Annotated in this window: 12 protein-coding genes; 3 read left to right on the top strand and 9 right to left on the bottom strand. The window is 74.8% G+C overall.

Going from position 1 to position 14,010, the window contains the following annotated elements:
* Positions 1–10: 10 nt before the first annotated feature.
* Positions 11–232 (bottom strand): hypothetical protein, encoded by a 222-nt coding sequence (locus WJX68_RS02715; protein WP_340285955.1) that lies wholly within the window; start codon positions 230–232, stop codon positions 11–13.
* A 229-nt stretch (positions 233–461) separates the two neighbouring features.
* On the opposite strand from WJX68_RS02715, the gene WJX68_RS02720 reads away from it, so the two are divergent.
* The gene (locus WJX68_RS02720; RefSeq protein WP_340285956.1) at positions 462–1,862 is read left to right on the top strand and encodes an FAD-binding oxidoreductase; all 1,401 of its coding nucleotides are present in this window, start codon (positions 462–464) and stop codon (positions 1,860–1,862) included.
* Between the two features lie 19 nt (positions 1,863–1,881).
* Here WJX68_RS02720 and WJX68_RS02725 read toward each other — a convergent pair whose 3' ends face one another.
* On the bottom strand, positions 1,882–2,358 hold the full coding sequence (locus WJX68_RS02725; RefSeq protein WP_340285957.1) for a hypothetical protein: 477 nt from the start codon (positions 2,356–2,358) through the stop codon (positions 1,882–1,884).
* A gap of 40 nt (positions 2,359–2,398) precedes the next feature.
* Positions 2,399–3,556 carry a DUF418 domain-containing protein gene (locus WJX68_RS02730; RefSeq protein ID WP_340285958.1) on the bottom strand — a complete coding sequence of 386 codons (1,158 nt, stop codon included), beginning with the start codon at positions 3,554–3,556 and terminating at the stop codon, positions 2,399–2,401.
* 98 nt (positions 3,557–3,654) lie between these two features.
* Between WJX68_RS02730 and WJX68_RS02735 the strand changes: the two genes are divergently transcribed.
* A complete protein-coding gene (locus tag WJX68_RS02735; RefSeq protein ID WP_340285959.1) occupies positions 3,655–4,641 on the top strand; it encodes a malate dehydrogenase in 987 nt (328 codons plus the stop codon).
* A gap of 88 nt (positions 4,642–4,729) precedes the next feature.
* Here the strand turns inward: WJX68_RS02735 and WJX68_RS02740 are convergent, their stop codons facing one another.
* The 5 genes from WJX68_RS02740 to treZ form a co-directional block, all read right to left on the bottom strand.
* Positions 4,730–5,812, bottom strand: a complete 1,083-nt coding sequence (locus WJX68_RS02740; protein ID WP_340285960.1) for an ABC transporter ATP-binding protein — start codon at positions 5,810–5,812, stop codon at positions 4,730–4,732.
* Positions 5,813–5,832: 20 nt separating this feature from the next.
* Positions 5,833–7,173 carry an ABC transporter substrate-binding protein gene (locus WJX68_RS02745; protein ID WP_340285961.1) on the bottom strand — a complete coding sequence of 447 codons (1,341 nt, stop codon included), beginning with the start codon at positions 7,171–7,173 and terminating at the stop codon, positions 5,833–5,835.
* 19 nt (positions 7,174–7,192) lie between these two features.
* Positions 7,193–8,068 carry a carbohydrate ABC transporter permease gene (locus WJX68_RS02750; RefSeq protein WP_340285962.1) on the bottom strand — a complete coding sequence of 292 codons (876 nt, stop codon included), beginning with the start codon at positions 8,066–8,068 and terminating at the stop codon, positions 7,193–7,195.
* Positions 8,065–9,024: a carbohydrate ABC transporter permease gene (locus WJX68_RS02755; RefSeq protein WP_340285963.1), complete on the bottom strand. Its 960-nt coding sequence runs from the start codon at positions 9,022–9,024 to the stop codon at positions 8,065–8,067. The genes WJX68_RS02750 and WJX68_RS02755 overlap by 4 nt, the downstream gene beginning before the upstream one ends.
* A gap of 156 nt (positions 9,025–9,180) precedes the next feature.
* Positions 9,181–10,926, bottom strand: a complete 1,746-nt coding sequence (gene treZ / locus WJX68_RS02760) for a malto-oligosyltrehalose trehalohydrolase (RefSeq protein ID WP_340285964.1) — start codon at positions 10,924–10,926, stop codon at positions 9,181–9,183.
* Between the two features lie 83 nt (positions 10,927–11,009).
* On the opposite strand from treZ, the gene WJX68_RS02765 reads away from it, so the two are divergent.
* A complete protein-coding gene (locus WJX68_RS02765; RefSeq protein WP_340285965.1) occupies positions 11,010–11,525 on the top strand; it encodes a DUF5709 domain-containing protein in 516 nt (171 codons plus the stop codon).
* A 115-nt stretch (positions 11,526–11,640) separates the two neighbouring features.
* Here WJX68_RS02765 and treY read toward each other — a convergent pair whose 3' ends face one another.
* A complete protein-coding gene (treY, locus tag WJX68_RS02770; RefSeq protein ID WP_340285966.1) occupies positions 11,641–14,007 on the bottom strand; it encodes a malto-oligosyltrehalose synthase in 2,367 nt (788 codons plus the stop codon).
* Between the last annotated feature and the right edge of the window lie 3 nt (positions 14,008–14,010).

Genomic DNA, 14,010 nt, shown 5'->3' on the forward strand with positions numbered 1-14,010 from the left:
TCGGCTCGGGCTAGATCGGCTCGGGCGCCTGTTCGTGGGCCTCCTCGACCGCCCGCCCGTGCGCGGTCGGGGGGCCCGCCTCCGCGCGGGCCCGCTCGGCGGCCTCGTCGGCATCCTCGCGGGCGGCGTACTCGGTGTAGACACCGCACCCGCAGTCGCACCGCACGACCCACTTGTCGGCGACGTCGGCCATCGGCAGCACCTGGGGGTCGTGCTCGCCGGGACGGTCCATGACGGTCTCCTCTCCGGATGATCGGATGCGCATCATTGCGTGGCGGAGTCGCGCTGCGCCAACCGGAGCAGGGCGCGCGTGGGCGCAACGGCGCAGGCGGGCGCCGCGGATGTCTTGTCGCCCACGGGCGAGTCCCCAACGGTGACGATTCCGCGGCCCGCCCCTGGCCCTGGAGTGTGTCCGGGGCCACAGTGGCCGCCGTCCCGTCCCGTCCCGCCGGAGGTCCGTGATGACCGCCACCGTCGACCACTCCGCCGCGCTGCGGCCCCTGATGCGCGGGGCCGTCGTCGGCCCGTCCGACCCCGGCTACGACGACGGGCGCAGGGTCTGGAACGGCGCGGTCGACCACCACCCGGCGCTGCTGGCGCGCTGCGCCGACGTCGAGGACGTCGTCGCGGCGGTCGGGTACGCCCGGGCCGCCCGCCTGGAGATCGCCGTGCGCGGCGGCGCGCACAACTCGGCCGGGCTCAGCGCGGGGGACGGCACCCTCGTCGTCGACCTGGGCGCGCTGTCCGCGGTGCACGTCGACCCGGCCACACGACGGGTGCGGGTCGGCGGCGGCGCGCTGCTGCGCGACATGGACGCCGCCACCCAGGAGCACGGCCTCGCCGTCCCGGCGGGGGAGATCGGGCACACCGGCGTCGGCGGGCTCACCCTCGGCGGCGGGATGGGCTGGCTGACGCGCCGGGCCGGGCTGACCGTCGACCGGCTCCGCTGCGCACAGGTCGTGACGGCCGACGGCCGCGTGCTCCGCGCGAGCGCCGAGGAGCACCCCGACCTGTTCTGGGCGCTGCGCGGGGGCGGCGGCAACTTCGGCGTCGTCACCGAGTTCGAGTTCGACGCGGTCGAGACGGGCCCGGTGGTCTCGTTCGGCATGTTCTTCTGCGGCCTCGACGAGGGTCCCGCGCTGCTGCGGGCGGCCGCCGGGATCATCGACCGGCTGCCCCCGACGGTCGGGTTCCAGATCGTGGCGGTCACCGCGCCGCCCGCGCCGTTCGTGCCGGCCGAGCACCACCTGCGCCCCGGCTGGGCGGTCCTGGTCGTCGGCACGACCACCGACCCGGACCCCGAGGCGGAGGCCGTCCACGACCTGCTCCGCGCGGAGCTGCCGCAGCGCCTGTTCGAGTTCTGCACCCCGATGCCGTGGACCGCGGTGCAGCAGATGTTCGACGAGGCCAACGCCTGGGGCGTGCACTGCTACGAGAAGGGCTGCTTCCTGCCCGGGCTGACCGAGGAGTCGATCGCGGTGCTCGCCGGGCACGTCGCCGGCATGCGGTCACCGATGTCGGTCGTGCACCTCTACACGCTGGACGGGGCGTTCTCCGCCGTCGCCGACGACGCGACCGCGTTCGGCGGCGGTCGCAGCCCGCGGATCGGGGTGTTCGCGATCGGGCTGACCCCCGACGCCGACGGCCTGCCCGCCGAACGGGACCGGGTCCGCGGCCTGGCCGCGGCGCTGGCCCCGCACGCGCTGGGCGACGGCGTCTACGTCAACTCGATGATGGCCGACGACGCCGGTCGCGTCGCCGCCACCTACGGCGCCAACCTCGCGCGGCTGGCCGCGGTCAAGGCCGCGTACGACCCGGACAACATGTTCCGCCGCAACGCCAACATCGCCCCGGCCCGCTGAGCCGGGCGGCCCGGCCGGGTCACCAGCCGAGCAGGCCGACCAGCAGGGCGTGCACCAGCCAGAACGGCGCGAACGCCAGCGCCACGAGCGCGCCCGGACCGGCCCCGTGGCGGGCCGGGAACACCAGCGCGGCCGCGGCGACCGCCCACGGCACCAGCAGCGCCACCGCCCGCAGCGGCCACGACGGCACCCCGGCGACCAGGGCGAGCAGCAGCGCGACCGCCGCCCAGCCGGCCGCCGCGGCCACGCAGCGGGACAGGACGGCCGTCGCGGCGGGGGCGGCCGGGCCCGGCCCGGACACCGCGGCCGGCTCGGGCCCGGTCCCCGGCGGGTAGGGCGGCGCACCCGGCAGCGGGGCGTGCGGCGGGACCGAGGCGGGGTCCACGCCGGACCAGCCCGGCGCGCCCTGCCAGGCCGGGGGCGGCCCGCCGGGCGCGTCCCGCCCGCGCACGGTGCCGTCGCCGGTGCCGTCGCCGGTGCCGCTGCCGTCGCTCATCGGCCCGAGGGTAGCCGGGCCGGCCGGGTGCGGGGACGCCTCAGCCCGTCGCGGCCGGGGCGCGTCCGTAGGTCAGCCGGCGCAGCAGCACCTCGGCCGGCCCGCGCCGTCCGTGCCGCTGCGCGAGGACGGCCGCGGCCACCGTCGCCGCCCAGACCCCCGCGCCCGCCGCCGTCGCCGCCCACAGCGGCAGGCCCGCACCCAGCCCCAGCGTCCAGGCCGGGAACAGCGCCACGAACACCACCGACTGCGCCAGATACCCGCTCAGGGAGCGCCGCCCGAGCGCGACCAGCGCCCCGGTGACGCGTCCGTCGGGCGCGGCGCGGGCCACGACCAGCGCGGCGAACGCCGCGTAGCCCGCGCCCGCGGCGTAGCCGGACACCGCGTGCAGCACCCCGGCCACGAGCGCGGCCGGCACCGACGGCGTCCACACCCCGGCCGCGACCAGGCCCAGGGGCAGCCCGCCCGCGACGCCGGCCCCGACGCCCAGCGCCGCGGTCCACCGCAGGGCGCGGCGGTGCCGGGCCGGGTCGTCGAGCCACCCCGCCCGCGCGAGGAGGACGCCCGCGAGCGCCGCGCCGGCCAGGCCGACGGCGCTGACGAGCAGGTTCCCGAACAGCCACTCGCCGAACCGGTCGACGGCCGCGGACCACGGGTCCGGCGCCAGCAGCGAGGGCGACGCCGACGCCGTCGTCTCGCGGGTCAGCGCGACGGGGGAGTAGAGCAGCGCGAGGACCGTGGTCGCGGCGGTCCCGGTCGCGACCAGCGCCGCGGCGGACCCGCGCACCAGCAGCGGCGCGAGTGCCACCGCCAGCAGGCCGTAGGCGGCCACGAAGTCGCCGTGCCAGAGCAGGACGGCGTGCGCCGTGCCCACCGCCAGCAGCGCCCCGCCCCGGCGGCGGACCAGGGCGAGCACGGCGTCCGGTCCGGCACCGGCCGCCGCGGCGCGGCGGGCCAGGCGGGCGACGCCGTAGCCGAAGAGCAGCGCGAACAGCGGGTAGGCCCGGCCGTCGACCAGGGTGAGCTGCGCGGCGGCGAGCACCGCGTCCACGCCGGTGAGGTCCAGCGGGTAGGTGCGCACGCCGATCCCGCGGTGGGTGATGAAGGTGTGCGCGTTCGCGACGGCGATGAGCAGCAGCGCCGCACCGCGCGCCAGGTCCGGGGCCGGTGCACGACCGGCCACCGGGACGTCACGCACGACCGGCGACGCTACCGCGGTGTGGTTCCTGCCACGCGGGGCGGTGGGTGTGCTCCCCGTCGCGGTACGCGGGCGCCGACAGGGCTAGGGTCCGGGGCGTGTCTGCTACCCCCGTCACCGTCACTGTCACCGGAGCCGCTGGCCAGATCGGTTACGCGCTGCTCTTCCGGATCGCCTCCGGGCAGCTGCTGGGGTCCGACACCCCGGTCAAGCTGAACCTGCTGGAGATCCCGCAGGCCGTCAAGGCCGCCGAGGGCACCGCGATGGAGCTCGACGACTGCGCGTTCCCGCTGCTGCGCGGCATCGACATCTTCGACGACGCGAACGCCGCGTTCTCCGGCACCAACGTCGCCCTGCTCGTCGGCGCCCGCCCGCGTACCAAGGGCATGGAGCGCGGCGACCTGCTCGAGGCCAACGGCGGCATCTTCGGCCCCCAGGGCAAGGCGATCAACGCCGGTGCCGCCGACGACGTCCGCGTGCTGGTCGTCGGCAACCCGGCCAACACCAACGCCCTGATCGCCCAGGCCTCCGCGCCGGACGTCCCGGCCGAGCGCTTCACCGCGATGACCCGCCTCGACCACAACCGTGCGCTCGCGCAGCTGTCGAAGAAGCTCGACGTGCAGCTCGACGACATCGCCAAGCTCACGATCTGGGGCAACCACTCCGCCACCCAGTACCCCGACCTGTTCCACGCCGAGGTCGGCGGCAAGATCGCCGCCGAGCAGGTCGAGCGCGACTGGCTGGAGAACGACTTCATCCCGACCGTCGCCAAGCGCGGCGCGGCGATCATCGAGGCCCGGGGCGCGTCCTCGGCCGCGTCGGCCGCCAACGCCGCGATCGACCACGTGTACGACTGGGTCAACGGCACCCCGGCCGGCGACTGGACCTCCGCCGCGATCCCGTCGGACGGCTCCTACGGCGTCCCCGAGGGCATCATCTCCTCGTTCCCGGTGACCTCGGAGAACGGCGAGTGGAAGATCGTCCAGGGCCTGGAGATCGACGAGTTCTCCCGCGGGCGGATCGACGCCAGCGTCGCGGAGCTCGTCGAGGAGCGCGACACCGTCGCCAAGCTCGGCCTCATCTGAGCCGGCCACCGGCGCCGCCGCGGCCCCGCACCCGTCACGGGTGCGGGGCCGCGGTGCGTACGGGGCCGGTCCGGCCGGGCCCGCCGGGTCAGGACAGGCGGGCGCCGGTGTCGCCGTCGAAGACGTGGGTGCGCTCGGGGTCGGGCACCAGGCGCAGCCGGGTGCCGCGCTCGGGCGGGGTCCGGGCGTCGACCCGGGCGATGAGCGAGGTGCCCTCCCCGTGGGGGTCGCCGGCGTCGGCGAGGGTGCCGTAGACGTAGGCGTCGGCGCCCAGCTCCTCGACGACGTCGACGGTCACCTCCAGCCCCTCCCCGGCCCCGGCGGGGCGCAGGTCCTCGGGCCGGATCCCGACCGTCACCGTGCCCGACGACGGCGTGCCGGGCACCGCCACGTCCACCCCGCCCAGCGAGACCCGCCCGGGCCCGTCGACCGGCACCGTCACCAGGTTCATCGCGGGCGAGCCGACGAACCCGGCGACGAAGGCGTTCACCGGCCGGTCGTAGAGCTCGCGCGGGGTGGCGCACTGCTGCAGCACCCCGCCCGACAGCACCGCGACGCGGTCGCCCATCGTCATGGCCTCGACCTGGTCGTGGGTGACGTAGACGGTGGTGACGCCGAGCCGGCGCTGCAGCGAGGCGATCTGGGTGCGGGTGGACACCCGCAGCTTCGCGTCCAGGTTCGACAGCGGCTCGTCCATGCAGAACACGGCGGGCTCGCGCACGATCGCGCGGCCCATCGCGACCCGCTGGCGCTGCCCGCCCGACAGCGCGCGGGGCTTGCGGTCGAGCAGCGCCTCCAGGTCGAGGATCTTCGCCGCCTCGGCGACCCTGCGGGCGATCTCGTCCTTGGGCCGGCCCGCGTTGGTCAGCGCGAAGCCCATGTTCGCGGCGACCGTCATGTGCGGGTAGAGGGCGTAGTTCTGGAAGACCATCGCGATGTCGCGGTCCTTGGGCCGGACGTCGGTGACGTCGCGGTCGCCGATCCGGATGGCGCCGGCGTCGACGTCCTCCAGACCGGCGAGCATCCGCAGCGACGTCGACTTCCCGCAGCCGGACGGGCCGACGAGGACGAGGAACTCGCCGTCGGCGATCTCCAGGTCCAGCCCGTCGACGGCGGGGGTGTCGGACCCGGGGTAGATCCGGGTCGCGGAGTCGTAGGTGACCGTTGCCATGGGTGTCAGCGTCCCTGCCGTCAGATGTTGGGCTTCACGTCGGTGTCGAAGATCTGCGTGAGTGTGCCCTTCAGCGTGGTCAGCTCGCTCTGCACGTCCGCCCGCTGGGTGAGGATGTTGGCGCACGTCCGCGCGATCTCCTGGTCGGCGCCGGGGAAGAACGCGCGCGCCCGGTCCTGGGTGCGGGTGCGGTCGAGCTGGTCGATGGCGATCTTGCGCAGCGGCGTCTCGGCCAGCAGCGACGTGGTGTCCGCCGAGGTGCGGATCGGCAGGTAGCCGGTGGCCTGGGAGAACAGCACGGTGTTCTCCGGGCTGGTCAGGAACTTGGCGAAGTTCGCCGCGGCGAGCTGGCGCTCCGGCGGGATCCCGGCCGGGATGCCGACGCCCGCGCCGCCGGTCGGGCAGACCGGGCCCGCGACGGGGCCCGCGGGCAGGAAGCCCGCGCCGACGTCGAAGCGGGCCGCGTCCAGCACGGTGACCAGCGAGCCGGTGGACCCGACCGTCGCCGACACCGACCCGGCGGACAGGTCGGTGGTGCCGTCGACGGCGGCGACGCCGGCCCAGCCGGAGGTCACGGCGTTCTGCAGCGCCGCGACCGCCCGGACGGCCTCGGGGGAGTCGCAGGTGACGTCCCACTCGTTCGACCAGGCGCCGCCCTCGCCCCACAGGTTGTTCTGGAACGACCAGCCGGCGTAGTCGGCCAGCGCCGGGAGCTGGTACGCCTTCTGCGCGCCGGTGCCGGCGGCCTGCAGGCGCGGGCCCCACTCGGCCATCTCCGCCCAGGTGGCGGGGGAGCGGTCGGGCAGCCCGGCCTTCGCCCAGTGCGCCTTGTTGTAGTAGAAGATCGGCGTCGAGCGGGCCCACGGCAGCGCCCAGAGCTTGCCGTCGTAGCGGTAGTCCTCGAGGAGCTGCGTGCGGTAGTCGCCGGTCTCGATGCCGGTCGCGGCGATCAGCGGGTCCATCGGGACGATGGAGCGCTGCATGTAGTACCGGAACCACCAGACGTCGGACAGGACGACCAGGTCGGGCAGCTGCGAGCCGCCGCCGGCCTGCGCGGTCTGGAAGCGCTGCGCGATCTCCTCGTAGTTCGCGCCCGCCGTGACCAGGTTGACCGTCGTGCCCGGGTTGGCCTTCTGGTACGCGGCGATGATCTGCCGGGAGACGGCCTCGGAGCTACCGGGGTTGTTCGTCCACCAGGTGACCTCCTTCGCCGGCTGTACGCCGGTGTAGTCCACGTCGGCGGCCTGGGCCGGCCCGCCGCCGGAGGTCGACGGCCCGCCGCACGCGGCGAGCGCGGCCGCGGCGCCGGCGATGCCGGCGACCTTCAGGAAACCGCGACGGTCGAGGTGGTGCAGGTTCACGGGAGAGGTTCCTTCCACGTCAGTCCTTGACCGCGCCCTGGGTGAGGCCGGCGATGATGTGGCGCTGCAGCGCGACGAAGACGATCAGCACGGGCACGATCACCGCGACCGAGCCGGCCATGAGCTGGCCGTAGGCGGCGGCGCGGTTGTCGACGTTGGCGAGCAGGGTCAGGCCCACCGGGAGCGTCATCATGTCCGGCTGCGAGATGATCACCAGCGGCCAGAGGTAGTCGTTCCACTCGTAGACGATGGTGATCAGCGCGACGGTGGCGACGGTCGGCGCGGACACCGGCAGCACGACCCGGGTCAGCCGCCGCCAGTGCCCGGCGCCGTCGAGCTCCGCGGCCTCGAGCAGGCTCGGCGGCAGGGTGCGGAAGTGCTGGCGCAGCAGGAACGTGCCGAACGCCGTGCCCAGGCCGGGCAGGATGATGCCCCAGTAGGTGTCGGCCCCGCCGAGCGCGGTGATCAGCGTGTAGTTCGGCAGCAGGGCGACCTGCGGCGGCACCATCAGCGTCACCAGCAGGGCGGCGAAGATCCAGTTCTTGAGCGGGAACCGGACGAACACCAGGCCGTAGGCGGTGAACACCGCGAGCGCGACCTTGATCGCGGCACCGACCGCGGTGACCAGCACCGAGTTGGCGAAGACCCGTGCGAAGGGCAGGCGCTCGGCGACCGTCGCGTAGTTCTCCGTGGTCGGCGCCTGCGGCAGCAGCGCCGGGGTCTGGGTGATGATCTCGGTCAGCGGCTTGAACGACGACAGCGTCATCCACAGCAGCGGGAACAGCACGACCAGCACGGCCACCAGCAGCGGGACGTAGGCGCTGGTGACGGCGTCGAGCAGGGAGCGCGCCGACAGGGCGCGGCGCGGGGGAGCGGGCAGGTCGACCGTGCTCATGCGTAGTGCACCCGCCGCTCCATCCACCGCAGCTGCACGAGGGTGAACACCACGAGCAGCGCGAACAGGATCGTCGAGACCGCGGCGGAGTAGCCCGCCCGGTTGCTGGCGCCGAACGCCTGCAGGTAGGCCTCGTAGATCAGTGTCGTCGTGCCCCGGCCGAGCGGGGTCATGATCCGGATCAGGTCGAACGCCTGCAGCGAGTTCAGCGCGCTCGTCACGATCAGGAAGAACGTGACCGGCGACAGCAGCGGCAGCACGACCTTGAAGAACGTCCGCGACGCCGACGCCCCGTCCAGCGCCGAGGCCTCCAGCAGGTCGCGCGGGATGGACTGCAGGCCGGCCAGGTAGATGACCGCCGCGTAGCCCATGTTCTTCCAGACGTAGACCACGCAGATCATGACCAGCGACAGCGTGGGGTCGTTGAAGAAGTCCGGGGTGCTCGCGCCGACCGCGCGCAGCACCGCGCCGAGCACGCCGATCGAGGGGTCGAACACGAACAGCCACACCAGGCCGACGCCGACGCCGGAGAGCACGTAGGGGGAGAACACCGCGGCGCGGGCGACGCCGGTGCCGGGCACCCGCCGGTTCAGCGCCAGCGCGATGAGCAGGCCCAGCACCATCGAGCCGCCGACCGTGACCACGGTGAACACCAGCGTCGTCCAGAGGATCTCCGCCGACGACGACGAGGTGAAGAACGTGACGTAGTTGCCGAGGCCGACGAACGTGGCGTTGGGCGAGCCCAGCGTCCAGTTCAGCAGCGAGTACCGGATGTTCTCGATCACCGGCCGGTAGGCGAAGGCGACGATCAGCGCGGCGTTGGGCAGGACCAGGGCCAGGAACACCCAGAAGTCGTGCCGGTCGCGGGCGGTGAAGCGCCGCCGTCGGCGCGGTGGGGGCGTGCCCGCGTCCGACGCCGGTGGCGTCGGCGCGGACCGGGTGGGAGTGGACGTCACGTGACCAGGGACCTCACGGCTGTCGGACGGGCGAAGGCGGGATCGCTCCGTCGCGACCCCGCAGACCCTCGCAGTCTCGTGTGGCCCGGCCGTGGCCGATGCCCGGCGAACAGGTGAACGGGGTAGCTCGAAAGGGTGACCCGGACCTGCTTCCGCCTACTCCGCCACGCGGCAGATGGCGAACGCCTCCGCCGGGACGGTGAACGACGCGCCGTCGCTGCGGGTGGGCTCGGAGGCCAGCAGGATGCGGGTGATCTCCGAGCCCAGCGACAGGGTGACCGGCTCCGTGCCCAGGTTGACCACCACCCGCATCGCGCCGCGGGCGACGACCAGGGTGCGGGCCTGCTCGTGGACGTCGACGCCGACCCGGTCCAGCCACGGGTCCGACAGCTCCGGCCACGTCCGGCGCAGCGCGATCAGCTCGCGGTGCATCCGCAGCAGCGTCGCGTGCGGCTCCTGCTCGGGCTCGGACCAGTCCAGCCGGGAGCCGGTGAACGTCGACTCCGCGTTGGGGTCGGGCACCTCGGCACCCTCGTCCCAGCCGTGGTCGGCGAACTCCGCGCGGCGCCCGTCGCGCACGGCCTCCTGCAGGCCGGGGTCGCCGAAGCGGGAGAAGAACTGCCACGGGGTGCGGGCGCCCCACTCCTCGCCCATGAACAGCATCGGGGTGAAGCCGGAGGTGAACAGCAGCGCCGCACCGCAGGCGAGCAGCCCGGGCGACAGCGTGTGGGTGAGCCGGTCGCCGGTGGCGCGGTTGCCGATCTGGTCGTGGTTCTGCAGGTAGGTGACCAGCCGCGAGCCGGGGATCCGGCCGGTGTCGATCGGGGCGCCGTGGCTGCGCCCGCGGAACGACGACCACGTCCCCTCGTGCAGGAACCCGCGGGTGAGCACGTGCGCGAGCCCGTCCAGGCCCGCCTCGGCGAAGTCGCCGTAGTAGCCCTGGCCCTCGCCGGTGAGCACCGCGTGCAGGCAGTGGTGGACGTCGTCGGCCCACTGCGCGTCCAGGCCGTACCCGCCGCCCTCGCGCGCGGTGATCATCCGCGGGTCGTTGAGGTCGGACTCGGCGATCAGCGACAGCGGACGGCCGACGTGCGCCTCCAGCGCGGTGACCTCGACGGCCAGCTGCTCCAGCACGTGCTGGGCGCGGGTGTCGCGCAGCGCGTGCACGGCGTCGATGCGCAGCCCGTCGACGTGGAAGTCGCGCAGCCAGGTCAGCGCGTTGTCGATCATGTAGCGGCGGACCTCGTCGGACCCGGAGCCGTCCAGGTTCAGCGACGGGCCCCAGATGTTGGACCCGGCGAAGTACGGGCCGAACCGGTCGAGGTAGGCCCCGGACGGGCCGAGGTGGTTGTAGACGACGTCGAGCACGACACCCAGGCCGCGGGCGTGGCAGGCGTCGACGAAGCGCTTGAACGCGTCCGGGCCGCCGTAGTTCTCGGTGACGGCGTACCAGCCGACGCCGTCGTAGCCCCAGTTCACCGGGCCGTCGACCGCGTTGACCGGCAGCACCTCGACCAGGTCGACGCCGAGCGACACGAGATGGTCGAGCCGGCCGATCGCGGTGTCGAACGTGCCGCCGTCGGTGAAGGTGCCGATGTGGCACTCGTAGAGCACCGAGCCGGCCAGGGCGCGCCCGGTCCAGTTCTCGTCGGTCCACCAGAACGACTCGTGGTCGTAGACCCGCGAGCGCTCGTGCACGCCGCTCGGCTGCCAGCGCGAGCGCGGGTCGGGCAGCGGCTGCGGGTCGTCGTCGAGCAGGAACGCGTAGTCGGTCCCGTGCCCGCGGTCGGGCTGCTCGGTGCGCCACCAGCCACCCGGCGCGGGGTCCAGCGGGATCCGCTGGTCTCCCACCAGCACGCTGACGCGGTTCCTGTCGGGGGCCCACACGGCGAACTCCGTCACGGGCGCCGATCCTTCCGTACCGGACGGGTGCCGCGCGCGCCCGGCGCGGGGTGGGGCGGCTCACGCGCCGCTACCCTTCCCCGATGAGCGACCCCGACGACGGCGACGACCTCGACTCCGACGCGCAGCTGCAGCCCGAGGACACCCTGGAGTACGGCGGCGTGACCGACGTGCTCGACGAGGGCTACTCCCCGCCCGAGCGGCCGTGGAACGACCGCGACGACGAGACCCTCGACGAGCGCCTCGCCGACGAGGAGCCCGACACCTGGGCCGCCGAGCTCGAGGCGACCGCCGACGCCGAGGACCGCGACGACGCCCGCGCCGCGCGCGTGGTCGGCGACCCCGACGCCCGGGAGGACTTCTCCGACCTCGACGACGCCACCGGTGACCTGCTCGGCGACACCCCCGGGTCCGACGGCGAGCTGCTCGCCGACGACGAGGTCGGCGACCGGCGTGCCGGTCGGCTCACGATCGACGACGCGAGCTTCGACGGCAGCGACGGCGGCGGGACGCAGATGGTCGCCGGGGACGCGGGCATCGACGGCGCCGGCGCGTCGGCCGAGGAGGCCGCCGTGCACGTGATCCCCGACGGGTCCTGACTCCCTCCCCACCGCCCCCCGTGTGCTCCCAGGGGCACTCTCGTGGCTTAGAGCGCTACGAGGGTGCCCCTGGGAGCAGGGCGGGGCGCGGGGGATGAGGCGGGGAGGGGCGGGGTCAGGCGGGGCGGACGAGCAGGGCGACGGGGTAGCGGTCCAGCAGCCCCGCGAGGCCCGGGGCCGGGCCGTCGACGGGACGGTTCGCGATCACGTCGTGCCAGTCGTCGAACCCGCCGGGCAGCGGGAGCCGGGTGTCGCCCCAGCCGCCGCGGGCGGCGAGCCCGTCGGGCAGCCGGGTCGCGACGGCGACGAGCGCGCCCCCGCCCCGGGAGAACGCCACCGCGTGGGCGGCGGCCGGGCCCTGGGCGTCGACGCGGCCGTAGCCGGAGAACAGCCCCGGCCGGTCCCGCCGCAGCCGCGCCGTCGCCGCCGTGACCAGCAGCTTCGCGGCCCCCGACGCGTCGACGGGCGGCAGCTCGCCGGCGTCGAGCCGTTCCAGGATCTCCCGGCGCGCGGCCCAGTCGACCGGGCGCCGGTTGTCCGGGTCGACCAGGGAGTACTCGAAGAGCTCGGTGCCCTGGTAGACGTCCGGGACGCCCGGCCCGGCCAGCTGCAGCAGCTTCTGGGCGAGCGAGTTCGACCGGCCCGGCCCGGCGATCCCGGACACGAACGCCTCGATGTCGGCGACCAGCTCGGTGTCGGCGAGGACCGCGCCCGGCCAGGCCGCGATCGCCTCGTCGACCTCGGGCACCGCGTCGGTGTGCGAGGTGACGAGCTTGGCCTCCTTGGCGGCCTTGCCCAGGTAGCCCGCCAGCCGGTCGGCCGGGATCGGCCACGCCCCGACCACGGACTGCCAGGCCAGCAGCTCCAGCGACCGGTCCGGCAGCGGGTGGCGCACCGACCACTCGCGGACCTTCTCCGCCCACGCCGCCGGACGCTCGGCGAGCACGGCGAGGCGGGCCCGCACGTCCTCGGAGCGCTTGGTGTCGTGGGTGGACAGGGTGGTCATGGTGCGCGAGCGGCCGGCCTCGCGGCGGGCGAGCCCGGTGTGGAACTCGTCGGGGGTGACCCCGAACCGGGCCGGGTCGCCGCCGACCTCGTTGAGCGCGACCAGCCGGTTGTACCGGTAGAACGCGGTGTCCTCGACGCCCTTGGCCGTCACCATGCCCGAGGTCTGCTGCAGCCGGGTCGCGTACTCCGAGCCGGGCTCGCCGACGAGCCCGGCGTGCAGCGCGGTGAGCACGGCCGCCAGGTCGGGGCGGCGGGTGCGGGCCACGGCGACCGCGGTGTCGGCGGCCGCACGGCCCTCGGCGATCGCCGGCGTCAGGTAGGAGCGGTACACCGGGAAGCCGCACAGCAGCTCGGCGACGGCGTCGTGCAGGTCCTGTGCGGCCACGTCGGCCAGGTCGAGCCCGGTCGCGACGGCGTCCGCACCCGGCCCGGCGCGGAAGGCGTCGGCGATGCGCCGGACCTCCGCGACCAGGATGCGGTCCGCGACGAGGTGGCGGCCGTCGTCCTCGACGGCGTGCGCGGAACGCTTCTGCCCGGTGTGCTCGGCCGCGAACTGGGTGAGCAGCCCGGCGCCGTCGGGGTCGACGAGTACGCCGCAGACCTCCCGCAGGGCCTCGTAGCCGGTGGTGCCGTCGACCGGCCAGGACACCGGGAGCTCCTCGTCGACGCCGAGGATCTTCTCGACGAGCAGCCACTTGTCCGGGCCCAGCTCGGCGCGCAGCCGCCGGACGTAGCCGCCCGGGTCGGACAGGCCGTCGGGATGGTCCACCCGCAGCCCGACGACGGTGGCGTCGGAACGCACCAGCTCCAGGACCGTGCGGTGGGTGTCGGCGAAGACCTCCGGGTCCTCGACCCGTACGGCGGCGAGGTCGCTGACGTCGAAGAAGCGCCGGTAGGTCAGCTCGGCGGCGCCGCGGCGCCAGGACACGAGCCGGTAGTGCTGGCGCTCGTGCACCTCGCGGGCGGTGCCCTCACCGGTGCCGGGGGCGAGCGGGAAGCGGTGCTCGAAGTAGCGCAGCTCCCCGTCGGTCACCGACAGCTCGTCGAGCGCCTTCTCCTCGTCGGCGTCGAGGACGGGCAGCAGCAGCGGCCCGGCGCCCCAGTCGATGTCGAAGTGCCCGGCCCGTCGTGCGGCGGGGCCGTGCGTCAGCACGTCCCACCACCACGGGTTCTCGGCAGGCTTCGCGACGCCGACGTGGTTGGGCACGATGTCGATGAGCAGGGTGAGGCCGTGTTCGCGCAGCGTCGCGAGCAGCGCCCGCAGCCCCTGCTCGCCGCCCCGCTCACCGGAGATCCGGGTGGGGTCGGTGACGTCGTAGCCGTGGTTCGAGCCGGCCGTGGACTCCAGCAGGGGCGAGGCGTAGAGCGCCCCGACGCCCAGCCGGGCCAGGTAGCCGGTCAGCGCCGCGGCGTCGGCGAAGGTCTGCTCGGCGGACAGCTGCAGACGGTAGGTCGATCCCGGAAGGCGGGTCACACC

The organism is Pseudonocardia spirodelae, assembly GCF_037727765.1.
Lineage (GTDB): Bacteria > Actinomycetota > Actinomycetes > Mycobacteriales > Pseudonocardiaceae > Pseudonocardia > Pseudonocardia spirodelae.

Excerpts from the sequence above, each read along its gene's own strand:
- WJX68_RS02715 (WP_340285955.1), bottom strand. The coding sequence starts at position 232 with ATGGACCGTCCCGGCGAGCACGACCCCCAGGTGCTGCCGATGGCCGAC.
- WJX68_RS02720 (WP_340285956.1), top strand. The coding sequence starts at position 462 with ATGACCGCCACCGTCGACCACTCCGCCGCGCTGCGGCCCCTGATGCGC.
- WJX68_RS02725 (WP_340285957.1), bottom strand. The coding sequence starts at position 2,358 with ATGAGCGACGGCAGCGGCACCGGCGACGGCACCGGCGACGGCACCGTG.
- WJX68_RS02740 (WP_340285960.1), bottom strand. The coding sequence starts at position 5,812 with ATGGCAACGGTCACCTACGACTCCGCGACCCGGATCTACCCCGGGTCC.
- WJX68_RS02750 (WP_340285962.1), bottom strand. The coding sequence starts at position 8,068 with ATGAGCACGGTCGACCTGCCCGCTCCCCCGCGCCGCGCCCTGTCGGCG.
- WJX68_RS02765 (WP_340285965.1), top strand. The coding sequence starts at position 11,010 with ATGAGCGACCCCGACGACGGCGACGACCTCGACTCCGACGCGCAGCTG.